Genomic DNA, 24,613 nt, shown 5'->3' with positions numbered 1-24,613 from the left:
AGTTTATTGTTTAAACCATTTTTTGTAGATGGTGTCGTAAGTACCGTCTTGTTTAACTTCGGTTAGTGCTTTGTTCAGTTTATTCAGTAGCTCAGTATTACCTTTGCGGACGGCAATACCTAAACCGATACCAAAGTAGTTTTTGTCTGTCACCTTATCGCCAACCGTACTTAACTCTTTATTCTTTTTTAGCCATTCATTGACGACGGCAGTATCACCGAACAACGCATCAATACGACCATTTTTTAAATCAAGGATTGCATTTTGATAGCTGTCATAAGGCACGGTTTTCAGCTCTTTATGTTGCTCCATCAAATACTTCTGGTGTGTAGTGCCATTCTGAGTACCTATTTGCTTACCTTTGAGGTCGGCAACTTGAGCAAATTTCCCTTTGATAGCAACGAACATAGCAGAGTTATCATAATAAGTTTGGGTAAAATCAACTTGTTTTTGACGATCTGGTGTGATGTCGATACCCGCCATCAAAACATCAAACCGACGGAATTTTAAGCTGGGAATAAGGCTATCAAATGCCTGGTTGGTGAATGTACATTCTGCGTTGAGCTTTGCACATATGGCATTCGCCAAATCGACGTCGAATCCTTGAATCTTATTGTTTGCATCAATAAATTCAAATGGAGGATAAGTTGCTTCCGTCGCAAAACGGAGAGTTGATTCCTCCGCTGCGGTTGCTGATAAGGTCACTGCACTCAATAAGGCTGCAAACAATAATTTCTTCATAGCAATATCCTGTTGTTTATGAACTTTATGGGAATGTAGTCAATTGAAATTAAAAAAGTTTATAGATCCAGTATGGTGTTTCAGTGCGATAAATTTCAGTGTGATAAATTTCAGTGTGATAAATAGTGAGCAAAGGATTCTGTTTGAGGACGCATAAAATGCGTGGTATCACCTTTTTCGATAATGCGTCCCTGCTCCATATATACAACCTGGCTTGCGGTTTTGCGAGCAAATTCCACTTCATGAGTCACTATAACCTGAGTGATACCGGTTCCTGCCAGCTCTTTTATAATATCAATAACTTGGGCTGTGATTTCGGGATCGAGTGCAGCGGTAGGTTCATCAAACAATAGAATCTGAGGTTCCATCATTAATGCACGTGCAATAGCAACCCGTTGCTGTTGTCCACCGGAAAGATGCAGTGGAAAACGGTTGGTGAATTGCTCCAAACGAAGTCGGGAAAGGAGTTTTGCTGCTTTTTCCCGTGCTTGTTGTTTGGATTGCTTTAATACTCGGCAAGGTGCTTCAATCAAGTTATCCATCACGGTCAAGTGTGGCCATAGATTGTATTGCTGGAAGACCATGCCAACTTTTTGGCGCAATGCGAGAATTTCTTTGTAATTAGGTTGTTGTTCGAAATCAAATTGGTGCGTTACCACATTGAGTAGCCCAGAACGAGGCATCTCCAGTAAATTCAACACACGCAGCAAAGAGCTTTTTCCAGCCCCACTGGGTCCCAGCAACACCACAGTTTCTCCTGAGTTACATTCAAAATTGATATCGAAGAGAGCCTGGTGTGAACCATAGAAGCAATTTATGTTTTTTAATTGAATGCCCATGTGAAAAATATGAATAGTTAATTGATTGATGCGATATTAGTCTCATAAGCATAACTATGCAATTACATCTGCATAAAATTGTTATTTTAATCAACTTAATACAACTTAATAAGTTAACCAATCAATTTGTCGGCATTTTTTAGATCTTTTTTTGCTCTTTATATTAGTTGGATAGATTAATTTTTATATCGAAAATTTTTTTTTATTCAGTTTACGCACTAAACCTGGATGGTTTTTATTGGGTAAACAATGCGATGAATAACGGGGTTAATAAACTCAATATAAAACCATGAACGATGGCTGCTGGCACAATACTGATACCACCACAACGTTGTAAGATTGGTAAGGTGAAGTCAATTGAAGCTGCTCCTGTTAAACCCAATGCGGTTGAACGGTAGCGATTTATTAGCATGGGAATAAGCATGATAGACGCCAATTCACGCGCTAAATCATTGAAAAATGCCGTACTACCAAATACAGGCCCGTAAGCATCGGAAATTAAAATACCGGAGAGGGAATACCAACCGTATCCTGATGCAATGGCAAGGCCTGTTTTGGTCGGTAATCCCAGTAAAAATGCCGCCAGTACACCACCCAACAGAGAACTCACAGCAACCACGATAGCGATAATCGTACCACGGCGATTCAGTAGTGTTTGCTTGAGGTTCATGCCGTTATTGCGCAATTGAATTCCAACTAGAAAGAGTAAAAAAATCAGGGCAATTTCGCTGGCTTGTCTGGAAAAATGGAACCCTGACCAGCCTGTTAATCCAATCAGAAATCCCAATACTAACGCACCACATAATTTGACGGAATCCAGAGCCATGTGTAATCGGGAAGGAGGTTTTTCCTGTTTATGTGTATTAATAATCCACGGATCTCGTTTATCCAGAAGGAAAAGCGCTAGCATATTAATTATAAAAATGCACAGGAAAAACGTTGTTGCATACAGCAAGATGGAAAGTAAATGATTGCCCAGGTTTTCCAGCATCGCAAGGCTGATCCCCATCAGAATGAGAATGATGTAGACCATAACATTGAGTAGCTGATGCACGAGAGTTAGCGTTGATTTATTATTCAGATGAATAAGGTAGCCCAGAGCCAAAGGCAGGAGAATAATTAATAATCCTGAATACATGTTCCACATCCTTATCCAATAAAAAACATCTTCTTATCTAATCTTAATAACGAAAACGGGTTACAAAGATCATAAAATATACCGAAACAAAAAGTTTACATTAAAATAACAAGCAGCATAAAGGGAAACATACTGAAACTCAACGCATTTTTAATCTCCGATAGAATGGAACGCTATCGTTTTAATGAGCTTGATTTCTATCACTCCAGGAATGCAATTGGTTAGCGAGAGGGAGAGTCAATTTAACGTAATTTGGGCTACCTGCATTTATATTGGTTTTATATTGGTTTTTTAAAGGAGAGCTATCAGAAAATTTTCTTATCAAAAATCTTTCGTTGATAGGGTTTGTTTATATTTTCTACAGTAAAGTGCAGGTAAAGTAATTAGATAACATATTTTAATAGTAGGTATTTGTTGATGAAACTTTTTTTTACCAAATATCGCTGGATTGGGACTGGGCTTGTTCTCATCGCTATTGTCTTTGTATGGTACCATTTCTTCTATTCACAAAAACCTATTACATATCAGACAAGTGCCGTGATAAAGGGAGATTTCGGTAGAAATGTTCTGGCGGTAGGTAAATTGGATGCAGTCAGTAAAGTTGATGTAGGAGCTCAGGTTAGTGGTCAATTGAAAGAGCTCTATGTGAAATTGGGGGATAAGGTTAAACAAGGTCAATTACTGGCATTAATTGATCCACAGACAGCAAAGAACACCGTGGCAGAAATTCAGGAAACTGCAAAATCACTGGAGGCTAACCTTCGTGGGGCACAAGCTGAATTAAAACTTGCACAGCTCAAAGTAAATCGCGTGAAACATTTATTTAAATTACATTTAATATCTCATCAAGAATTGGACTCCAACATAACAGATATGCAGTCTAAGGCAGCCAGAGCTGACGATTTGGCAGCGCAAATTAAGCAAAATAAGGCCAAACTTGATACGGCAAAAACGAATTTGCAATATACCCGAATTATTGCCCCAATAGAGGGCATTGTGGCAGATATTAAAACACTCCAGGGACAAACCGTGATTGCTGCACAGCAAGCGCCGACCATTCTGACACTGGCAAATCTCGATACCATGATTGTTAATGCAGAAGTATCGGAAGCTGATGTCATCAATTTAGCGCCCGGCCAGAAAGTCTCATTCACCATTTTAGGAGCACCAGGCCGACAATTTCATAGCGTCCTGAAAGATATTCTACCAACACCGCAAGCGGTGAATAACGCTATTTTCTACTATGCTCGCTTTGAAGTCCCTAATCCTAAACATATATTGCGTTTGCAGATGACTGCTCAAGTAAAAGTGGAGCTTCAGGCTCTGCATAATGTATTGATGATCCCAATTTCAGCTTTGGAAATATCGTCTCAACAAGATACGTCTTCAACTCAATATTTACCTTCTACACAATATGAAGTGAGTGTTTTGCATAATGGCAAAGCAGAAAAACGTAACATCACGATAGGCGCTTTTGATAACGCTAATGTTCAGGTGCTCTCTGGATTGAAGGAAGGCGAACGGGTAATCACTAGTCGCAGCGATAGTAGCGTAGAGGAGTAATAATGAGTACGTTACTGGAACTCAAAGGCGTTAGCCGTAGTTATCTGGCTGGAGAAAGTCAAGTCACTGTTCTGGATAATATTTCTTTATCTATACAGGCCGGAGAAATGGTGGCTATTGTTGGTGCTTCCGGTTCAGGTAAGTCTACTTTAATGAATGTACTTGGCTGCTTGGATAAACCTAGCAGTGGAGAATATTGGGTTGCAGGAAGAAATATTGCTGACTTAGATAGTGATCAGTTGGCAGAGTTACGCAGGGAATATTTTGGGTTCATTTTTCAGCGCTACCATTTATTGACTCATTTAACCGCTGAACAAAATGTTGAGATCCCGGCAATTTATTCCGGTATTTCCAAAATACAACGTCGTAAGCGAGCGATTGAATTGCTAAAGAGCCTTGGATTGGAAAATCGGATTAACTATCGACCAAGTCAGCTTTCAGGTGGGCAGCAACAACGGGTCAGTATTGCCAGAGCACTCATGAATGGTGGTCAGGTCATTCTGGCAGATGAACCGACAGGGGCATTGGATAGTACTTCCGGCCAGGAAATGCTAGATATCTTGAAGAAGCTCTGTCAACGGGGACATACGGTCGTAATTGTTACTCACGATCCCAATATTGCGGCACAGGCTCAACGAGTGATTGAAATTAAAGATGGATGTGTCATGAGTGAGGTGCGTTCTTCTGAACATCAAACATTACCCCATACCTCTTCTTCTGTAGATACCACTGTCAAGGTAAAAACTTCTTCAGTACAACAAATCTGGGGACGTTTTAATGAAGCTTTATTAATGGCATGGCGCGCCATGAATGTGAATAAGCTACGTACTCTGCTGACAATGCTTGGAATTATAATAGGCATTGCTTCTGTCGTCACAATTTTAGTAATTGGTGATGCGGCAAAATCAAAGGTGCTATCAAATATTAAATCTATTGCCACTAACTCTATAACGATTTATCCGGGCGGAGATTTTGGCAGTGATAATGCTTTGGATATGCAGGCACTGAAACTGACTGATATTCCGGCAATAAAATCTCAGTCCTATGTTCGGGCTGTTTCCCCCGAATTTGTGAATAGCGGACGTTTGCGTCAAGGCAATATAGATGCTAAAGCACAAATATCAGGGGTAGGTAGTGATTTTTTTCAGGTGTATGCTATGACGTTTTCTCAGGGCATTCCTTTTACTCCAGAGATGATTGAGAGTAAGTCTCAAGTGGTTATCATTGATGAGAATACACGTAAGAAGTTCTTTCCTTACCAGAATAATGTGATAGGCAAAAAGTTACTGTTAACAAATATGCCCTTGACGGTGATTGGTGTCATTGCTAAAGGGCTAAATCTTTATGGCAGTAGTGATACATTACAAGTTTGGGTGCCTTACAGTACGATGAATAGCCGTTTGATGAATCAAAGCTATCTGAATTCGATTGATGTCAGGTTGAAAGATGGCTATGAGTCCAATGCAGCGGAAGAAAAACTTAATCAATTACTGATATTTCGTCATGGTAAAAAAGACCTTCACACTTATAACATGAATAACACCATTAAGATAATGGATAAAACAACCCGGACGCTGCAAATATTTTTAACGTTAGTTGCGGTAATATCCTTGGTTGTCGGAGGAATTGGTGTCATGAATATCATGTTGGTATCAGTTACCGAGCGTACAAGAGAGATTGGTATTCGTATGGCTGTAGGAGCCAGAACCAGTGACATTATGCAGCAATTCCTTATTGAAGCTGTTTTGGTTTGTTTAATGGGGGGGATACTGGGGATTATTTTGTCATACAGCCTTTCTTTTATGGCGCAATTGCTGTTACCGAACTGGAATTTCGTTTATAACATCACTGCATTTATCATCGCATTTGGTTGTTCAACGGCAATAGGGATAATCTTTGGCTTCCTGCCTGCAAGAAATGCAGCTCACCTCGACCCTATAGAGGCCCTGGCAAGGGAATAAAATAGCACGCCACAAATAAGCTTATTGTCTATTTGTGGCGTGGAATTACGAATTTATCGGGGTACTATTTTTTTGATTTTGAACCACCTTCCAGGGGTACAATGAGGCTGGCGTGGTTACCCTTAGGGCCTTGATGAACGCTAAAGTTCACTTTTTGACCGGCCTTCAGCGTCCTATAACCATCCATCTGAATGGTTGAATAGTGAGCGAATATATCCTCGCCCCCGCTAGCTGGGCAAATAAATCCAAAGCCCTTTGCATTATTGAACCATTTCACAGTGCCTGTTTCCATACTTCTCTATCCCTCGTATCACTATTTCGGGTTTAGGAGTCACTAAAAATTTAAAAATATGAACAAACGCCCAGACGGAATGCGGTGTTCATAAAATATACTGTAGTGAAATTCATTACGTCGTCAAGCATATAAACAACGTCAAGCTGTCTCAAATAACCAAAGTTTGATATAGATAACGGTATCTGATTTTTAGGCAAGATCCTGATCTGTTAATCAAGGGAGGGATAAGCAGAGTGCTTTATGAAGTGATAAAATATATAGCAGTAGAATGAATGAGTTCATTCTAAAATCCAGCGGACAGTTAATACCCAACGGAAGAATAATGACTGAGTTTTATAACGATTTGAAAGTTGAAGAATTTATTGAGGATGATGCAAAACAAAAACTACAACCACCATCAATGTATATGGTTATTCTTAACAATGACGATTATACCCCTATGGAGTTTGTAGTTGACGTATTGCGAAAGTTCTTTTCTTATGATGTTGAACGAGCAACGCAACTAATGCTGGATATCCATTACAAAGGGAAAGCTGTTTGCGGAATTTATACGGCAGAGGTCGCAGAAACTAAAGCTGCGCAAGTGAACATGTATGCTAAAGAGCACGAGCATCCGTTACTTTGCACGCTGGAAAAGGTCTGATCTGGCTTACTTAAATTTGGGAGGAGGTGCTTATGCTCAATCAAGAACTGGAGCTTAGTCTCAATATTGCTTTTGCCAAAGCAAGGGATAACAGACATGAATTTATGACTGTAGAGCACCTGTTGCTGGCGTTGTTAAGTAACACATCAGCGCGAGAAGCATTGGAGGCTTGTAAAGTCGACTTGGCGATGTTACGCCAGGAATTAGAAAGTTTTATTGCACAAACGACCCCGTTGTTATCTGAGAATGATGACAGGGATACACAACCTACATTAAGTTTTCAGCGTGTTTTGCAACGCGCGGTATTTCATGTTCAATCTTCGGGGCGTTCGGAAGTTTCTGGGGCGAATGTGTTAGTTGCCATTTTTAGCGAACAGGAATCTCAGGCTGCTTATTTACTGCGTAAACACGACGTCAGTCGTTTGGATGTTGTGAATTTCATCTCTCATGGAACCCGTAAAGATGAATCAGATAATGATACCCACCACAGTATCAATCCGGTTCCAGAAGAGCCGGTAATTAGTGAAGATCGATTGGAAAATTTCACGACCAATCTGAACCAATTGGCACAGAAAGGGCAAATTGATCCGCTTGTCGGCCGTCAGAATGAGTTGGAAAGAGCAATTCAGGTACTCTGTCGTCGCCGCAAGAATAATCCTCTGTTTGTTGGAGAATCGGGCGTTGGTAAGACAGCTATTGCTGAGGGGCTTGCATGGTGTATCGTGCAGAAGAATGTGCCCGAAGTGATGCAGAATTGTACTATCTATTCTCTGGATATTGGCTCGTTGCTGGCAGGGACAAAATATCGCGGCGATTTTGAGAAGCGCTTCAAGTCTTTGTTAAAAACATTGGAACAGGACAGTAAAAGCATTCTCTTTATTGACGAAATCCATACTATTATTGGAGCGGGTGCTGCTTCTGGTGGGCAGGTGGACGCAGCTAATCTTATTAAACCGCTGTTGTCCAGTGGGCGTATACGGGTAATTGGCTCAACGACTTACCACGAATTTAGCAATATTTTTGAAAAAGATCGGGCTTTGGCTCGCCGATTCCAAAAAATTGACATTCTTGAGCCTTCTTCGGAAGAAACGGTACAAATTATCAATGGGCTGCGTGCTAAATATGAAGCACACCATGACGTTCGTTATACAGCGAAGGCCATTCGAGCCGCAGTGGAGTTATCTGTGAAGTACATTACCGATCGTCATTTACCGGATAAAGCCATTGATGTCATTGATGAGGCTGGTGCAAGAACCCGGTTAGTGCCAGTTAGCCGCCGTAAGAAGACTATTAATGTTGCCGATATTGAGACTGTTGTTGCTCGCATAGCCCGTATTCCAGAAAAAACGGTGTCAGCCAGTGATAAAGATGTATTGAAAACACTGGATGAGCGTTTGAAAATGTTGGTCTTTGGTCAAGACAAAGCGATTGCTGCTTTGACAGAAGCCATTAGAATGAGCCGTGCTGGATTGGGACAGGATTATAGGCCAGTAGGATCTTTCTTGTTTGCAGGGCCTACGGGAGTGGGAAAAACAGAAGTCACAGTCCAACTTGCCAAGGTATTGAATGTCAAATTATTGCGATTTGATATGTCAGAGTATATGGAACGACATACTGTCAGCCGTTTAATCGGTGCTCCTCCGGGTTATGTTGGGTATGATCAGGGAGGATTATTGACCGATGCGATCATCAAACATCCTCATTCTGTACTATTATTGGATGAGATTGAAAAAGCGCATCCTGATGTATTTAACCTGCTGTTACAGGTTATGGATAATGGCACGTTGACCGACAATAATGGTCGTAAGGCGGATTTCCGCAATGTTATTTTGGTGATGACAACCAATGCAGGGGTACGTGAAATACAGCGTAAATCTATTGGGTTCACGGAGCAGGATAATAGTACGGATGGCATGGAAGAGATAAAACGGATTTTTACACCTGAATTCCGCAATCGCCTTGATAGCATCATCTGGTTTGATGCGCTCTCTGCTGAAGTTATTCAGCAAGTTGTTGATAAATTTATCGTCGAGTTACAAGCCCAACTGGATGAAAAAGGTGTTTCTCTGGAAGTCAGTGCAGATGCCCGTCAATGGTTATGTGACAAAGGTTATGATAAGGCGATGGGTGCACGTCCTATGGCGCGTGTAATCCAGGACAATCTTAAAAAACCACTGGCGAATGAGTTGTTATTTGGTTCTTTGGTGCATGGAGGCTCAGTCAAGATTAAACTTGATAAAGCTAAACAGACATTGGTATATGACTTTAAGAGCGCTCAAAAATCAAATAAAAAGAGATCGGAAGATGCCGTGTTATAGGTATAAATGATAGAAGCTGGTAATTGACAGGTAGTAAAAATTAGTCGCAGCCACACCACAGGTGAATTCTGAAAAAATATGCTCACCTGTGGTGTTAAGGGCTCTTAATCAGCGGCTACGGAAAGTGATGCGTCCTTTTTCCGGATCATATGTAGTTAGCTCAACTGTAACTGTGTCTCCTGTCAGGATGCGGATATAGTTTTTACGCATTTTTCCTGAGATATGAGCAGTGACAGTGTGCCCGTTGTCTAATTCAACGCGAAACACGGTATTTGGCAGTGTTTCTAAAACAGTACCTTGCATTTCAAAATTAGTGTCTTCTTTGGCCATCTAATCCTCTAAATGTAACAACCATAGTTTTTAACCGGCAAGATAATGCCGAAAAACCATCATTATGTAAAGGAATGTCGTATTTTAAGTCATCATTTTACACGCGATAATATGATGGCTAATGATGACATCCCACCATGAACAGCATTTATTTCTAAGAGATAATTATCAATCCAGCTTTTGTACAGACCAGCAACCTGATTGCAATGGCTGCTTTCTTAATTGATAAAGATACTGGAGAAACTTTTCTCTCGGAATATTTTTAGCACCCAATGATTCTGTATGGTGATTTAGTACCTGACAATCAAATAGCTGACCACCATAACGCAAAAAATGGTGATAGAATGCGACAAAAGCGCACTTGGAAGCATTCTCCATTTTGCTAAACATCGATTCACCGCAAAATAGTGTACCGACACAAACGCCGTATAAACCACCCACAAGTTGGTAGTCATGCCAGACTTCAATTGAATGAGCTAAACCTTCTTTATGTAAAGTTTGATAACCTTTTTGAACATCGGTTCCAATCCAGGTGCCTTCTTGTCGTTGGGCGCAATTATATATCACTTCATCAAAGGCATAGTTTACCGTAATTTGGTAAATATGTTTGCGAATAAATCGACGTAGTGTTCGGCCAATATGCAATTCTCCTGGAATTAACACGGCCCTGGGATCGGGAGACCACCATAAAGGCGGTTCATCAGGCGAATACCACGGAAAAATCCCCTCATGATACGCTACTCGTAAACGTTCTGCACTTAGATCTCCTCCAAATGCCAATAAACCATTAGGATCAACGAGTGCATTGGTAGGGTGGGGAAATTCGTATGAGTTACCCAATTGAGCTATCGACATAAGTTGCATCACCTTTGCTCAGAATAGCTCTGTAGCTGATAAAACTGTTGTCGCTGATAAAATTGATAGTAACGCCCTTGTTGAGCGAGTAGCGCATTGTGCTTCCCTTGCTCGATAATGCGTCCTCCATCCATAACGCAAATCCGATCCATGTGTTGCAAGCCTGTAAGTCGATGGGTAACGATAATCAACGCTTTATGCTGACAACTACGGTGTAGCAGCGACAGAATTTGTTGTTCTGTATCTGCATCAAGTCCTTCAGTGGGTTCATCCAATAGCATTAAAGGGGCATTGTGCAACAATGCTCTGGCAATACCCAAGCGACGCTGTTCTCCACCGGAAAGCTGACGCCCTCCCTCACCCATCCAACAGTTTAGCTTTTTATCAGTGTCTAGCAAGTACCCTAAACCTACTTGTTGCAGTACGGTTGTTAATTCATCGTCATGAGCATCTGGTTTTGCCAATAAGAGATTTTCACGCAAGGTATGGCTAAAGATATGTATCCGCTGCGGAACGATAGACATCATTGAACGTAATGTTGACTCATCATAGTGGGAGATCGGGTGCTGATTGAGTTGAATCTCACCGCTATTGACGTCCCAGGCACGTGTTAATAATTGCAAAAGTGTTGATTTACCACATCCTGTTTTCCCCAGTAAAGCAATATGTTCGCCGGATGTCAGAGATAGAGATATATTTTTCAATACTGGCTGTGGCTGGTCAGGGTAGGTGAAATCAACATTTTTTATTTCAAGACTGAGCTTGTCATTTGCTTGCGGTCCATGAGAAGGGAAGGTGACTTCCGGTTTTTGGTGCATCAACTGAGAAACTCGAGTTGCAGATGCAATGACTTGCCCCATGTGCTGGAATGCCACTGTGACTGGCCCAAGTGCTTCGAACGCAGCAAGGGTGCAGAATGTAAACAGTGCTATTAATGCGCCCGCTTGACTATTTTCTCCTACACCTGTTTCTCCCACCCCTGCCGCAGCCAACCACAAAATCAGCGTTACTGTAATACCAGTGGAAAAAATCATAATGGCTTGTGAGAGTCCGGTTAAACTGGCTTGTTTTTGCTGGTTTTTTAGCCAGTTATTTTCAATCTCAGTCATGGATTGACGGAAGCGCTTGAGTGCACCAAATACGCTTAACTCAGCTTGCCCCTGCAAGGCGCTGGTCAGTAATGTACGATACTGACCGCGTTGTTGGGTCATGTTTCTGCCATAAGGTTTTCCTGCGTGGTAAAACACGCAAGGTAATATCAGCAGCAGTCCTAACATAATACCGCCAATAGTATAAGCGAGGGTGATATCAAGCAAGCCCAGGCCGAATGTCAGAGCGAGAATGACGACGAATGCGGCGAGAACAGGGGAAATAACGCGCAGATACAGGTGATCCAGTGTTTCCACATCCGCAACAAGCCTATTTAACAACTCACCTTGACGAAAACGAGCAATGCCTCCCGGAGAAAGGGGCAGTATTTTTTGAAATGCGAAAACACGTAAATGTGCTAATACCCGGAATGTTGCATCATGGCTGACAAGCCGTTCACCATAACGTCCAGCCGTGCGAAAAATGGCCGCACCGCGAACACCGGCGGCTGGCAGCATATAGTTGAATGTATATAACCCTGCGAACCCTGCCAGGGCGGTACCAGCCAGGAACCAACCAGAGAGTGTTAGCAACCCAATACTGGCTAGTAGTGTCACAATTGCCAATACCATACCTAAGCTAATGAGAAACCAATGGCGACGATAGAGTGCGAGAAATGGGAGTAATACACGCATGATTAAAGCTCCACACTACGGTGAGACAATAAACGAGAAAATACACTTTGAGACTGGCTTAAAGTTTGATAATCACCTTGCTCAATAAGCAATCCGTTTTCCATTACCCAAATCTGGTCATACGATAGCGTTTCTTCTAACAAGTGAGTGACCAATAATGTGGTTTGTTGATGTGATGCTTGATTTAAAGCCATCATCACACGCTGTTCGCTATGGGCATCAAGGCTAGCGGCTGGTTCATCCAATAGCAATAATTGGCAAGGATTTAACAACGCTCGTGCTACCGCAATACGTTGGGCTTGTCCAACAGACAGACGAGCAGCGTTGTCACCTATCACCGTATTGATTCCATCTGGAAGGTCGTTAATAAACTCACTGACATAAGCCCGTTCCATCACATCATTGATTTGCTCTTGCGTTGCGTCATATTGACCAAGACGAATATTATCGAGCACTGTTTGTTCTGGCAGGTGTGGGTTTTGCCCAACCCAGCTTAAATGTTCGCGCCATTTGGTGAGATTGAGTTCACGCAACTCAATACCATTGATTTTTAAGGAACCCTGATAAGGCAAGAATCCCAGCAATACATTGATCAACGAACTTTTGCCCGCACCACTTTTTCCAACCAGAGCAATTCGCTGACGTTTATCAATGGTAAAATTCAAAGGACCGGCAAGACGATGTCCATCGTGGGACATAATTTCCAGGCCGCAGGCTTCAATGGTTACGGGTTCTTTATCTGATAGTGTTTTCTCACCGCGATTTGCGACCTGTTCTCCATCGCTGCTAAGTAAGGTGAAGAGCGATTCTGCCGCTCCGACTGCCTGGGCTTTGGCGTGATAAAACGTACCTAAATCGCGCAGTGGTTGAAAAAACTCAGGTGCGAGGATTAACGCGAGGAAACCTGCAAACAACGTAACACCGATGCCATAGCTACCAAAGTGCAATTCGCCCAAATAGGAAAAACCAAAATAAACAGCAACAACAGCAATGGAAATTGCAGCAAAAAATTCTAAAACTGCTGAAGATAGGAATGCCATGCGCAGAACTTCCATCGTCCTACGACGAAAGTTTTCTGTTGACTCCGCGATTTGTTCAACTTCCGCATCCCCTCGATGAAACAGGCGCAAAGTTTCCAAACCCCGTAAACGATCGAGAAAATTACCGCTTAATCGGCTGAGAGCAACAAAATTGCGCCGATTGGCATCTGCGGCTCCTAACCCGACCAAAGCCATAAACAGAGGAATCAATGGAGCGGTGACAAATAAAATCAATCCTGCGGCCCAATTAATTGGAAACACAGTAATCAGAATTAAGATAGGGATCATTGTCGCAAGAGTAATTTGAGGTAAATAGCGAGAGTAGAAATCTTGCATGTCTTCTATCTGCTCCAGGATAATGGTCGCCCAACTTCCTGCGGGTTTTCCCTTAACCCACACTGGACCTAATTGTTCGAGTTTATCCAGTACCATATTGCGAATTTGTTGACGTACAATTTTGCCACAAATAAACCCGATTCGCTCCCGAACAGCATTGACAATCGCTCGTAATGTAAAAGTAGCGGCCAACATTAGAAATTGGTCGATCAGATTTTCACGGGGAACATTGTCCATAATCAGAGCCTGGAGGATTGTCGCCAAGAGCCAGGCCTGAGAAATAATCAGCAATCCACTGATTAAGCCAAGTAGCATTGATAAACGAAGCCACCGACGGGCAGGAGCAGTTTGCTGCTTCAGCCATCGAACAAGTTCAGATTGTCTTGTTTTGTCCATAAGAAAAATTTCTGATTAGGGGGTGATGATACGGAATATCAAACCAGGTTGTATGTTACCTGTTAAAAAGCGCTATCGAAATAGCGCCTTGGGGAAAGATAGATTATTTGGTTGCCAATCCGTCAAGGAAACGTTCAGCATCCAGTGCAGCCATACAGCCTGTACCTGCTGAGGTGATAGCTTGGCGATACACATGATCCATAACATCTCCGGCGGCAAAGATACCAGGAATAGACGTTTGGGTAGCATTACCATGTAAGCCAGATTGGACTTTGATATATCCGTTTTCCAGCTCTAGCTGGTCATCAAAGATGCCCGTATTTGGACTATGGCCGATGGCAATGAAAACGCCGGTAACACCCAGTTCTTCAGTGCTGTCACTTTTCGTATCACGAATGCGAATGCCGGTAACACCCATATCATCACCCAGTACTTCATCCAACGTACGATCAGTATGCAGAATGATATTACCGTTCTTCACTTTTTCCATCAGACGATCAATCAGGATTTTCTCTGAACGGAAAGTATCACGACGGTGAATCAAATGTACTTCAGAGGCGATGTTCGCCAAATACAGAGCTTCTTCAACGGCAGTATTCCCCCCACCAACTACAGCAACTTTTTGTTTGCGATAGAAAAAACCATCACAGGTTGCACAGGCAGATACCCCACGACCTTTGAAAGCTTCCTCGGAAGGCAATCCGAGATAACGGGCTGAAGCACCTGTCGCGATAATTAAAGCATCACAGGTATATTCCTGATCATCACCAAATAAACGGAATGGTCTATTTGAGAAATCAACTTTCTGAATATGGTCAGAAATGATTTCTGTTTGAAATTTTTCGGCGTGCTGGAACATTCGCTCCATTAAACTTGGGCCAGTCAGCCCTTCAGGATCACCGGGCCAGTTTTCAACCTCAGTCGTGGTGGTCAATTGGCCGCCTTTTTCAACCCCAGTAATGAGGACAGGATTTAGGTTAGCGCGGGCTGCATACACAGCAGCGGTATAACCAGCAGGGCCTGAACCAAGAATGATAAGTTTACTGTGTTTGGCTGTGCTCATGGATACCTCATTTTTCCTATCACATATTGCAGATTTAGGGATTGTAGGAGAAATAATAAGTTAAAAAAAGCAATTATCAGATAAAATATTCATGTTATTAACGATTTTACCGATAGATAGTAACTATGATGTAATCGTATTGTAAGAGATGATTGTTTAACTTCCTGAATTGAACATCATTTATACATATGAGACACGAAATAAGCTATCGAAACGATTTACTGAAAATTTGTTTGGCAGGTTGTTCTGATTTTTGTTCATTTACTTTGACAATCGGCTGTGCATTTGCGAAAACATCAGTGTAAGAGATAATTATCTCTTCTGCTAATCAATTGTTTCTATAAAATGGATAAATTAGTGTGAGTGATTTTCTCATAGAATATAAAAATTGCCGTTAAGCTGTTTCTGAAAAACCTAGTGTTTTTGGTGCTAATATCTTGAGAAATAGTGTTCTGGGAAATGATGTTTCTGAGAGACAGTGTTCTGGTAAATCGTGTCGTATTCCTAATGGATTTCAAGTTGTAGTGCGGCGATAAGGGAACAAAACCTCAAGCGCATAGAAACTAGTATGAATGATGAGTGGCTGACATATGAGTAACTGAGTGATTGGGGTGAGTGAGCACAGCGAACATAGCAGCAACTTGGAAAGTCAAAGGGAAAATTAATCGAATTCTGGGAGATTGCAGTCTGGGAAATTGTATTCTGGGAGATTGTTTCTAGAAGTTGTAGTAGTCCTTAAACCTTGGTTACAGATTGAGTTTTAACCTTTGAAGACATCTTTTCCAGCTCAACAGCTTGAAAGAGATAGGGAAAATGTTTTAGGTGTAGGAATATAAAGAGAGAGCAATAAGATGATAGATAATAAGAAGCGTCCAGGAAAAGATCTTGATCGTATAGATCGTAATATCCTTAATGAGTTGCAAAAAGATGGCCGTATTTCTAATGTGGAGTTATCCAAAAGAGTTGGTTTGTCACCAACACCTTGTCTGGAACGTGTACGTCGCTTAGAGCGTCAGGGCTTTATCTCTGGCTATACGGCTTTGCTGAATCCTCATTATTTGGATGCATCATTGCTGGTATTTGTTGAAATTACGTTGAACCGCGGTGCAGCAGATGTATTTGAACAATTTAATACTGCTGTTCAGAAACTAGAAGAAATCCAAGAGTGTCATTTAGTTTCTGGTGATTTTGACTACTTGCTGAAAACACGTGTACCAGATATGTCTGCATATCGTAAGTTGCTCGGCGAAACTTTGTTGCGTCTTCCAGGTGTTAACGACACCCGTACTTATGTTGTGATGGAAGAAGTGAAACAGAGTAACCGCTTGGTGATTAAGACTCGTTAAGCTTTCATCTAAAATGTACAGATGCAAAACAGAAAAAACTTAGGTACACTCCTGTTTATGCATACAGTTTCAACGCTGAGCTACCCTCAGCGTTGTTCCATTTAATCAACAGAAAAACCTGGAGAGCCTTTCTTGAACCAGGAATATACAGAAGACAAACGTGTTAAGTTAAAGAAGATAAGCAGTGGCCGCCGGCTTCTGGAAGCCGTTCTGTTGGTTATTGCTATCTGTGCTGTGTATTTAATAGTAGCGCTTATCAGCTTCAATCCATCTGATCCCAGTTGGTCACAGACATCATGGCATGAACCCGTCCATAATTGGGGGGGCAGTGTTGGTGCCTGGTTATCTGACATACTATTCTCGGCATTTGGTATTCTTGCCTATGCAGTCCCGCCATTTATGTTGTTAGGGTGTTGGAATGCTTTCCGTCAGAAAGATAGGCAAGAGTACATTGATTTCTTCACACTTGCATTACGCGTTATTGGTGCTTTAGCTCTGATACTGACATCATGTGGTTTGGCTGCACTCAATATTGATGATTTAAATGATTTTGCTGCTGGCGGAGTCATTGGCAATTTATTCAGCAATGCGATTCTACCGTGGTTCAACATCCTGGGGGCAACATTGGCACTGCTTGGCATTTGGGCCGTTGGATTCACACTGTTTACAGGTTGGTCATGGCTTGCGATTGCAGAAAAAATTGGCGCAGTTATTTTGGATTCACTGAGTTTTGTCATCAATCGTGGCCGTCATGATGCTGAATGTGACGAAAATGATTTAGAGAGTGCGTTAGTTTCCGAACGTTCAGCCAGTGAACAAGAACACGCAGAACATGCAGACAAACATGAAATGGTTAAATCTGCGGTTGCAACTGAAACACCAGACGCAGACGATGTATTACTGACAGCCCCAACATTAGCCGAATTAGCTAATACAGATCCCGCGTTACAACCTGCGTCAGATTCTCCGACTGCTCCAGCATTTGATCAACCTCAGGAGCAGGAGCCTGTTCGCTATTCTTTTGAATTACCGGATGATGACCAATCAGACACACATCCACAATCAGATGATTTTTCTCAGGTTATTTCAAATCTATCCACAAACAGTTCTGCTGGTACGAGTGCGCATTCACAAGATGATGTCACCGATATATTTACGCTTCCTGCAACTGATAATGCCAATTTGAAAAATACGGCAGCGGATATTGTGAGCTCTGCTGTTATGGCGAAGAATCCACAGGTTAAACAAGGTATTGGTCCTGAAATGCCGCGCCCTAATCCTGTCAGGATCCCAACACGTCGCGAATTGTATGGTATCAAAGTGCCTTCTCACCGTTTGGCAGAACACATGCAACGGAAAGAAAAAGAGAGGCAGAATGAGTTAATTGCAGAAGCTAACGAACAGCGAATGGATGCCCAACAGCAAGACATGTTGCGTCAGCAATTCCTCGAACAGCAACGTGAGCGCTATGGTGCTGATCTAGAAGAAGGAAACAGAGAGTCAGAGTCTCGTGAAGACAGTACGCTGATAGATAAGCAACCAACAGTAGCTGATGAGTTGACGAAAAATAGTGCAGATGGACAAACTATAGGCGAACAGCCAGTAGATGAACAAAAAGCACAGGAAGAAGCGTTGAGGATAGCGTTTGAGCAACAGCAACGTGAACGTTACCACCTGAATCAACCTGAGCCGACGGAATTTGTTATGCCAACAGAGCCACCGGCTCAACAAATTCAGGACAAAAATACAGCAATCACTCTTGATTCTCACGAATCGAGGAATCAGCCTACTTTTGTGCAGCAACCGCAGCAAGATAGCCTGTTCCATCCATTTTTGAGACGTAATGATCAGCCATTGCCAAAACCAACGACGCCGATGCCTTCTTTGGATCTTTTGGCTGAACCACCGGCGGAAGAAGAACCGGTTGACATGTTTGCGCTTGAGCAAACTTCGCGTTTAATTGAAGCGCGTTTGAACGATTATCGTGTTAAAGCAGATGTTGTTGGATTTTCTCCAGGGCCTGTCATTACACGATTTGAATTGGATTTAGCTCCTGGAGTGAAAGCTTCGCGTATCTCTAACTTATCACGTGACCTCGCTCGCTCGCTTTCAGCGGTAGCCGTCCGTATCGTGGAAGTTATTCCGGGAAGACCTTATGTTGGTTTGGAATTACCCAATAAAAAACGCCAAACGGTTTACCTGCGGGAAGTTTTGGACTGTGAGAAATTCCGTGATAACCCTTCACCGTTAACTATCGTCTTAGGAAAAGACATTGCAGGGCAGCCGGTTGTGGCTGATCTGGGTAAGATGCCTCATTTATTGGTAGCAGGAACGACAGGTTCGGGTAAATCGGTAGGGGTCAATGCGATGATCCTCAGTATTCTGTATAAAGCGAAACCAGAGGATGTGCGCTTTATTATGATTGACCCTAAAATGCTTGAATTATCGGTTTATGAAGGCATTCCGCACTTATTGACTGAAGTTGTCACCGATATGAAAGATGCCGCCAATGCATTGCGTTGGTGCGTAAATGAAATGGAGCGACGCTATAAGCTGATGTCAGCTCTAGGTGTGCGTAACCTTGCGGGCTATAACGACAAGATCAAGCAAGCCGAAAATATGGGGCGGCCGATCCCTGATCCGTTCTGGAAGCCAGGTGATAGCATGGATACAACGCATCCTATGCTGAAAAAAGAGCCGTATATTGTTGTCATGGTTGATGAGTTTGCCGACTTAATGATGACAGTGGGGAAAAAGGTGGAAGAATTAATTGCCCGTTTGGCTCAGAAAGCACGAGCAGCAGGTATCCACTTAGTATTGGCAACCCAGCGTCCTTCTGTTGATATTATTACCGGACTGATTAAGGCAAATATTCCGACACGTATTGCATTTACAGTATCCAGTAAAATAGATTCCCGTACCATTCTTGATCAAGGTGGCGCGGAATCATTGCTTGGTATGGGAGACATGCTTTATTTGGCGCCAAATTCCTCCATTCCTGTACGTGTTCATGGTGCATTCGTGCGCGATCAAGAAGTGCATGAAGTGGTGAATGACTGGAAAGCCCGTGGTCGTCCTCAATATATAGACAGTATTGTCAAAGGAGGAGAAGACGGTGAAGGCGGTATGGGATTTGATAGCGACGAAGAGCTAGATCCCCTGTTTGATCAGGCGGTTGAATTTGTGGTTGAAAAACGTCGCGTTTCTATTTCGGGTGTGCAACGTCAATTCCGGATTGGATATAACCGAGCAGCCCGGATTGTCGAACAAATGGAAGCACAACAGATAGTGAGTGCACCTGGGCATAATGGTAATCGTGAAGTTTTAGCACCTCCGTCACATGAACATTAATTATCGCCGTGAAATGTAAACAGTATCGACAATTGATGGCGGATAAGAAAACGAATTGAAGGTATCTTGCACATGAAAAAACTGATGTTGATTGGTTGTCTGATGATGGGTGTGAGCATAGGTTCTGCTTGGGCTAATGCAACGCAGGATCTGCAAGGGCGTTTAGGAAAGGTGAATAGTTTTCATGCTAGTTTTACTCAAACAGTAACTAGCAATGATGGTTCAACAGTCCAACAAGGAGAGGGAGAGCTTTGGATCAAACGCCCAAATTTGTTTAACTGGCATATGACGTCACCTGATGAGAGTGTTTTGGTTTCTGATGGCAAGACGCTGTGGTTTTATAATCCTTTTGTTGAACAGGTGACGGCAAATTGGTTAAAAGAAGCGACGGGAAATACGCCATTTATGCTGATTGCACGCAATGATCCTGCCGACTGGAAACAGTACAAGGTTATGCAAAACGGTAATAATTTCGAGCTGACTCCCCATAATAGCAATGGCAATTTAAAACATTTTTCAATTACCGTGACACCAGAAGGAACAATCCAAAAATTTACTGCCGTTGAACAGGATGGGCAAAAAAGTGCTTACCAATTGAAAGGGCAGCAAAATGTAAACGTGGATGCGGCAAAATTTAAATTTACCGTACCGGCAGGGGTCACGCTGGACGATCAACGCCAGTGAGGTTTAAGTGAACAATCTTTCGCTCGATTTTTCACAAAATGAATTTCAGCCACTGGCCGCAAGAATGCGGCCAGTCACATTAGATCAGTATATTGGCCAACAGCACTTACTGGCGGAAGGAAAGCCTTTGCCGCGAGCCATCCGGGCTGGTCACCTTCATTCCATGATTTTATGGGGACCGCCCGGAACAGGAAAAACAACACTAGCTGAAATTATTGGTTATTATGCACAAGCTGATATTGAGCGTATTTCGGCAGTCACTTCTGGCATAAAAGAAATTCGTGAATCCATAGAAAAAGCACGACAAAATCGTAATGTAGGGCGCAGAACTATTTCATTTGTTGATGAGGTTCATCGATTCAATAAGAGCCAGCAGGATGCGTTCTTGCCACATATTGAAGATGGTACGATCACATTTATTGGTGCAACCACTGAAAATCCCTCCTTCGAATTAAATTCGGCCTTATTGTCACGGGCTCGTGTCTATTTATTGAAATCACTTTCGACGGCAGAAATTGAACAGGTTCTTATTCAGGCCATGAACGATACAGAGCGTGGCATTGGTGGGCAAAATATCGTCTTACCGGACAATACTCGTCAAATGATAGCAGAGCTTGTGGCGGGAGATGCACGCCGTTCACTGAATTTGCTGGAGATGATGTCGGACATGGCAGAAACCGATGCGCAAGGGCAACGGATTTTGACGCCGGAATTACTGAAAGAAGTGAGTGGGGAAAGGAGTGCCAGGTTTGATAATCAAGGTGATCGATATTACGATTTAATTTCTGCACTGCATAAATCAATCCGCGGTTCAGCACCTGATGCAGCACTTTATTGGTACGCCCGAATTATTACCGCAGGCGGTGATCCTCTTTATGTTGCCCGTCGGTTACTGGCAATTGCTTCTGAGGATGTGGGTAATGCTGATCCACGCGGAATGCAGATAGCTATTGCAGCATGGGATTGTTTTACGCGTGTAGGAGCGGCTGAAGGAGAAAGGGCGATCGCACAGGCGATTGTCTATCTTGCATGTGCACCGAAAAGTAATGCTGTTTATACCGCATTCAAAGCAGCTATGGCGGATGCACAAAACAAACCGGATTATGATGTTCCTGCCCATTTGCGTAATGCTCCGACTAAATTAATGAAAGAAATCGGGTTTGGTGAAGAGTACCGCTACGCTCATGATGAAACTAACGCATATGCAGCCGGCGAAGTCTATTTTCCACCAGAAATGCAACAAGCACGTTATTATTACCCGACTGCCAGAGGGCTGGAAAGTAAGATAGGTGAAAAGTTAAACTGGCTAATGGAACAGGATCAAAATAGCCCAACAAAACGCTATCGTTAATTTTCTTGATACGGTAAGGTTTATATCTAACAATTTCAAACGACAGCTCTTAGCTGTAGTTTTTTCAATAACAACAAGCACAGGACTAGCATGCTCGATCCAAATATACTGCGTAATGAGCTAGACGCAGTCGCCGAAAAACTGGCTCGCAGGGGTTATACCCTTGATGTGGAGATGCTGCGCAAACTAGAAGAGCGCCGCAAAGTTTTACAAGTTGAAACTGAAACCCTGCAAGCAGAACGTAATTCCCGATCGAAGGCTATTGGTGCAGCGAAAGCCCGTGGTGAAGATATTGAACCACTGCGTCAGGAAGTGAATCAGTTGGGAGAAAAACTGGATTCAGCAAAAGCTGAACTGGAAACGTTGCAGGCTGAGATCCGTAATCTTGCATTAAGTATGCCGAATATCCCAGATGATTCTTCTCCGGACGGAAAAGATGACAGTGATAATCTGGAAATTAGTCGTTGGGGTGAACCACGCCAATATGACTTTGAAATCAAAGACCATGTATCACTGGGTGAACTGACTGGCGGCCTTGATTTTGCTGCTGCGGTTAAACTGACTGGCTCGCGTTTCGTAGTAATGAAAGGGCAGATCGCTCGTCTGCACCGTGCTATCACCCAGTTCATGCTGGATCTGCATACAGAGCAGCATGGTTATCTGGAAACTTACGTCCCTTATCTGGTTAACCATGATTCTTTATATGGTACGGGGCAGTTACCTAAGTTTGGTGAAGATCTGTTCCATACCAGACCATTGGAAGAAGAATCTGGCAGTCATTATGCGCTGATCCCAACTGCGGAAGTTCCGGTCACTAACTTAGTTCGTGATGAAATTCTGGATGAAAGCGCGTTACCATTGAAGATGACGGCACATACCCCTTGCTTCCGTTCTGAGGCGGGTTCTTATGGTCGTGATACCCGTGGCCTTATCCGTATGCACCAGTTTGATAAGGTTGAATTGGTTCAGGTTGTTCATCCGGAAAAATCCATGGAAGCATTGGAGGAACTGACTGGACACGCTGAGAAGGTATTACAGTTACTGAATCTTCCTTACCGTAAGATGCTGCTGTGCACGGGTGACATGGGAGCAAGCGCAAGAAAAACTTACGATCTGGAAGTTTGGTTACCAGCGCAAAATACTTATCGTGAAATATCCTCTTGTTCCAACATGTGGGATTTTCAGGCTCGCCGTATGCAAGCGCGTTTCCGTGGTAAAGATGACAAGAAAACTCAGTTGGTACATACACTGAATGGTTCTGGTCTTGCGGTAGGTCGTACTTTGGTTGCCGTGATGGAAAATTATCAGCAAGCAGATGGCCGTATTGAAATCCCAGAAATATTGCGTCCTTATATGAATGGATTGGAATATATTGGTTAATACCATATTTTTTTAATAAAAAAGCGCCGAATATGGCGCTTTTTACATATAAATATCTATTGAAAATATTTAATTGATTAAGTGAGATTTTGTTTCTTGGGTTTCTGTAGCATAAAAAATGCTGCGATAAGTTGTATAATAGGTTGCCATATACATAGGTAAAGTAACAATCAAACCTAAACCAAGTGGAATTGCGGAAATAAACATCAGAAGACCCGTCAATAAGAAAAACAGGAAACCACCGAATAGATTTTTTCTTACTGCACTTAAACTCATTGATATTGCTTCACCAAATTTTAAATCATTAATGATAATCAGAGCAGGAGCAAACCAACTAAATGCAAGGGCAACAATGCCAAAGAAGAATATAACCAATATTGCCAGCATTAAAGTAGAAAAACCACCCATTACTAGCATTGGGTCTGATTCCTGTCCTGCCAATAATACTTGAATTAGGCTTGTTCCACCAAGTATGACAGCAGCAATGGCACCAAGTATATATATGCCAATGACAAGCCCGCCAACAGCCACTAATGAGCCAAGTTTATTCTTAAACCCATGGAAAAGTAATTCTATTTCAAAATCACCGGTTGTTCGCTGTTTTTCACTGGCAGCAATAAATCCAGCAATAAATACTGAACTAAACAGAATCGTGGCAATACTGATGATAGGGATGAATTGTAAAATTGCAATGATAACGAAATAGATTAAATATAACAGTATCCATTTCAGTGGTTTTGCTTTAAACATTTCCCATGCATTACCAATCCACTCTGTTGCCGCCCCAGCTCCCGCAGCACGACCATCTGGAATGAATGTATCTTTTTCCTTGCTCAGAGAGACGCTGTTCTCTCCTGAATTGAGATTCATATCTTGAGTATCCATATTTTTCCGATTTATTTTATTGAATAGCAATTACTGAATTGATTTTTTCTATTTTATTGACACAAATCGTTATAGAAAACAGAGGGATTATCATATAAAAATTATTAATCAACAAGTGTTGATTTTGATCCTTATCGGTAGATAAAGAGATGTTTTTATCGGTAATAATGAATATGTAAGATTTATTTTGATCATATTAGGTATATCCAGCCTGATAAGTTGATCAGATAAACTATCTGCATTGGTGTTATAATCGGTAATCAGATGACTTATTGCCTGTTCTTATGAAATCGAATATCACACTGTCTGAACCA

Annotated in this window: 19 protein-coding genes; 9 read left to right on the top strand and 10 right to left on the bottom strand. The window is 42.3% G+C overall.

Annotated elements, in window-relative coordinates; all coding sequences use genetic code 11:
* Window positions 1-3 precede the first annotated feature (3 nt).
* The 3 genes from artJ to Xedl_RS38630 form a co-directional block, all read right to left on the bottom strand.
* Complete coding sequence (gene artJ / locus Xedl_RS38620; protein WP_074022490.1) at window positions 4-741, bottom strand: arginine ABC transporter substrate-binding protein; 738 nt, start codon at window positions 739-741, stop codon at window positions 4-6.
* A 110-nt stretch (window positions 742-851) separates the two neighbouring features.
* A complete protein-coding gene (gene artP / locus Xedl_RS38625) occupies window positions 852-1,580 on the bottom strand; it encodes an arginine ABC transporter ATP-binding protein ArtP (protein WP_074022491.1) in 729 nt (242 codons plus the stop codon).
* Window positions 1,581-1,815: 235 nt separating this feature from the next.
* A complete protein-coding gene (locus tag Xedl_RS38630) occupies window positions 1,816-2,718 on the bottom strand; it encodes a LysO family transporter (RefSeq protein ID WP_074022492.1) in 903 nt (300 codons plus the stop codon).
* 417 nt (window positions 2,719-3,135) lie between these two features.
* Between Xedl_RS38630 and macA the strand changes: the two genes are divergently transcribed.
* Window positions 3,136-4,281: a macrolide transporter subunit MacA gene (gene macA, locus Xedl_RS38635; RefSeq protein WP_074022493.1), complete on the top strand. Its 1,146-nt coding sequence runs from the start codon at window positions 3,136-3,138 to the stop codon at window positions 4,279-4,281.
* Window positions 4,282-4,283: 2 nt separating this feature from the next.
* Window positions 4,284-6,242, top strand: a complete 1,959-nt coding sequence (macB, locus tag Xedl_RS38640) for a macrolide ABC transporter ATP-binding protein/permease MacB (RefSeq protein ID WP_074022494.1) — start codon at window positions 4,284-4,286, stop codon at window positions 6,240-6,242.
* Between the two features lie 64 nt (window positions 6,243-6,306).
* On the opposite strand, the gene cspD is transcribed toward macB, so the two are convergent.
* The gene (cspD, locus tag Xedl_RS38645) at window positions 6,307-6,534 is read right to left on the bottom strand and encodes a cold shock-like protein CspD (protein ID WP_074022495.1); all 228 of its coding nucleotides are present in this window, start codon (window positions 6,532-6,534) and stop codon (window positions 6,307-6,309) included.
* Window positions 6,535-6,859: 325 nt separating this feature from the next.
* Between cspD and clpS the strand changes: the two genes are divergently transcribed.
* Entirely contained in the window at window positions 6,860-7,180 is a 321-nt protein-coding gene (gene clpS, locus Xedl_RS38650) for an ATP-dependent Clp protease adapter ClpS (protein ID WP_074022496.1), read from the top strand.
* A gap of 32 nt (window positions 7,181-7,212) precedes the next feature.
* Window positions 7,213-9,498 (top strand): ATP-dependent Clp protease ATP-binding subunit ClpA, encoded by a 2,286-nt coding sequence (gene clpA, locus Xedl_RS38655; RefSeq protein ID WP_074022497.1) that lies wholly within the window; start codon window positions 7,213-7,215, stop codon window positions 9,496-9,498.
* A 108-nt stretch (window positions 9,499-9,606) separates the two neighbouring features.
* Here clpA and infA read toward each other — a convergent pair whose 3' ends face one another.
* The 5 genes from infA to trxB form a co-directional block, all read right to left on the bottom strand.
* Complete coding sequence (gene infA, locus Xedl_RS38660) at window positions 9,607-9,828, bottom strand: translation initiation factor IF-1 (RefSeq protein WP_074022498.1); 222 nt, start codon at window positions 9,826-9,828, stop codon at window positions 9,607-9,609.
* A gap of 168 nt (window positions 9,829-9,996) precedes the next feature.
* Complete coding sequence (gene aat / locus Xedl_RS38665) at window positions 9,997-10,683, bottom strand: leucyl/phenylalanyl-tRNA--protein transferase (RefSeq protein ID WP_074022499.1); 687 nt, start codon at window positions 10,681-10,683, stop codon at window positions 9,997-9,999.
* Between the two features lie 8 nt (window positions 10,684-10,691).
* A complete protein-coding gene (cydC, locus tag Xedl_RS38670; RefSeq protein ID WP_074022500.1) occupies window positions 10,692-12,467 on the bottom strand; it encodes a heme ABC transporter ATP-binding protein/permease CydC in 1,776 nt (591 codons plus the stop codon).
* A 2-nt stretch (window positions 12,468-12,469) separates the two neighbouring features.
* On the bottom strand, window positions 12,470-14,239 hold the full coding sequence (gene cydD, locus Xedl_RS38675) for a heme ABC transporter permease/ATP-binding protein CydD (RefSeq protein WP_074022501.1): 1,770 nt from the start codon (window positions 14,237-14,239) through the stop codon (window positions 12,470-12,472).
* Between the two features lie 103 nt (window positions 14,240-14,342).
* Window positions 14,343-15,302: a thioredoxin-disulfide reductase gene (gene trxB / locus Xedl_RS38680; RefSeq protein WP_074022502.1), complete on the bottom strand. Its 960-nt coding sequence runs from the start codon at window positions 15,300-15,302 to the stop codon at window positions 14,343-14,345.
* Window positions 15,303-16,153: 851 nt separating this feature from the next.
* Between trxB and lrp the strand changes: the two genes are divergently transcribed.
* From lrp to serS, 5 genes are all read left to right on the top strand, one after another.
* Entirely contained in the window at window positions 16,154-16,648 is a 495-nt protein-coding gene (lrp, locus tag Xedl_RS38685; protein ID WP_004256338.1) for a leucine-responsive transcriptional regulator Lrp, read from the top strand.
* 132 nt (window positions 16,649-16,780) lie between these two features.
* The gene (locus Xedl_RS38690; RefSeq protein ID WP_074022503.1) at window positions 16,781-19,999 is read left to right on the top strand and encodes a DNA translocase FtsK 4TM domain-containing protein; all 3,219 of its coding nucleotides are present in this window, start codon (window positions 16,781-16,783) and stop codon (window positions 19,997-19,999) included.
* 72 nt (window positions 20,000-20,071) lie between these two features.
* A complete protein-coding gene (gene lolA, locus Xedl_RS38695) occupies window positions 20,072-20,683 on the top strand; it encodes an outer membrane lipoprotein periplasmic chaperone LolA (RefSeq protein ID WP_074022504.1) in 612 nt (203 codons plus the stop codon).
* Window positions 20,684-20,690: 7 nt separating this feature from the next.
* Window positions 20,691-22,034 carry a replication-associated recombination protein A gene (locus tag Xedl_RS38700; protein WP_074022505.1) on the top strand — a complete coding sequence of 448 codons (1,344 nt, stop codon included), beginning with the start codon at window positions 20,691-20,693 and terminating at the stop codon, window positions 22,032-22,034.
* 90 nt (window positions 22,035-22,124) lie between these two features.
* The gene (gene serS / locus Xedl_RS38705; RefSeq protein WP_074022506.1) at window positions 22,125-23,414 is read left to right on the top strand and encodes a serine--tRNA ligase; all 1,290 of its coding nucleotides are present in this window, start codon (window positions 22,125-22,127) and stop codon (window positions 23,412-23,414) included.
* A gap of 69 nt (window positions 23,415-23,483) precedes the next feature.
* Here the strand turns inward: serS and Xedl_RS38710 are convergent, their stop codons facing one another.
* Window positions 23,484-24,299 (bottom strand): BPSS1780 family membrane protein, encoded by an 816-nt coding sequence (locus tag Xedl_RS38710; RefSeq protein ID WP_074022507.1) that lies wholly within the window; start codon window positions 24,297-24,299, stop codon window positions 23,484-23,486.
* Window positions 24,300-24,613 lie beyond the last annotated feature (314 nt).

The sequence above is a fragment of the Xenorhabdus eapokensis genome, from assembly GCF_001908105.1.
Note: the sequence above shows the minus strand (reverse complement) of the source record. Positions and strands in the feature narration are given on the sequence as shown.

Coding starts and splice junctions, on each gene's coding strand:
- infA (WP_074022498.1), bottom strand. CDS start 9,828: ATGGCCAAAGAAGACACTAATTTTGAAATGCAAGGTACTGTTTTAGAA.
- macB (WP_074022494.1), top strand. CDS start 4,284: ATGAGTACGTTACTGGAACTCAAAGGCGTTAGCCGTAGTTATCTGGCT.
- cydD (WP_074022501.1), bottom strand. CDS start 14,239: ATGGACAAAACAAGACAATCTGAACTTGTTCGATGGCTGAAGCAGCAA.
- macA (WP_074022493.1), top strand. CDS start 3,136: ATGAAACTTTTTTTTACCAAATATCGCTGGATTGGGACTGGGCTTGTT.
- lolA (WP_074022504.1), top strand. CDS start 20,072: ATGAAAAAACTGATGTTGATTGGTTGTCTGATGATGGGTGTGAGCATA.
- serS (WP_074022506.1), top strand. CDS start 22,125: ATGCTCGATCCAAATATACTGCGTAATGAGCTAGACGCAGTCGCCGAA.
- Xedl_RS38710 (WP_074022507.1), bottom strand. CDS start 24,299: ATGGATACTCAAGATATGAATCTCAATTCAGGAGAGAACAGCGTCTCT.
- Xedl_RS38630 (WP_074022492.1), bottom strand. CDS start 2,718: ATGTATTCAGGATTATTAATTATTCTCCTGCCTTTGGCTCTGGGCTAC.
- cydC (WP_074022500.1), bottom strand. CDS start 12,467: ATGCGTGTATTACTCCCATTTCTCGCACTCTATCGTCGCCATTGGTTT.
- cspD (WP_074022495.1), bottom strand. CDS start 6,534: ATGGAAACAGGCACTGTGAAATGGTTCAATAATGCAAAGGGCTTTGGA.
- artJ (WP_074022490.1), bottom strand. CDS start 741: ATGAAGAAATTATTGTTTGCAGCCTTATTGAGTGCAGTGACCTTATCA.
- aat (WP_074022499.1), bottom strand. CDS start 10,683: ATGTCGATAGCTCAATTGGGTAACTCATACGAATTTCCCCACCCTACC.
- artP (WP_074022491.1), bottom strand. CDS start 1,580: ATGGGCATTCAATTAAAAAACATAAATTGCTTCTATGGTTCACACCAG.
- lrp (WP_004256338.1), top strand. CDS start 16,154: ATGATAGATAATAAGAAGCGTCCAGGAAAAGATCTTGATCGTATAGAT.
- clpS (WP_074022496.1), top strand. CDS start 6,860: ATGACTGAGTTTTATAACGATTTGAAAGTTGAAGAATTTATTGAGGAT.
- clpA (WP_074022497.1), top strand. CDS start 7,213: ATGCTCAATCAAGAACTGGAGCTTAGTCTCAATATTGCTTTTGCCAAA.
- trxB (WP_074022502.1), bottom strand. CDS start 15,302: ATGAGCACAGCCAAACACAGTAAACTTATCATTCTTGGTTCAGGCCCT.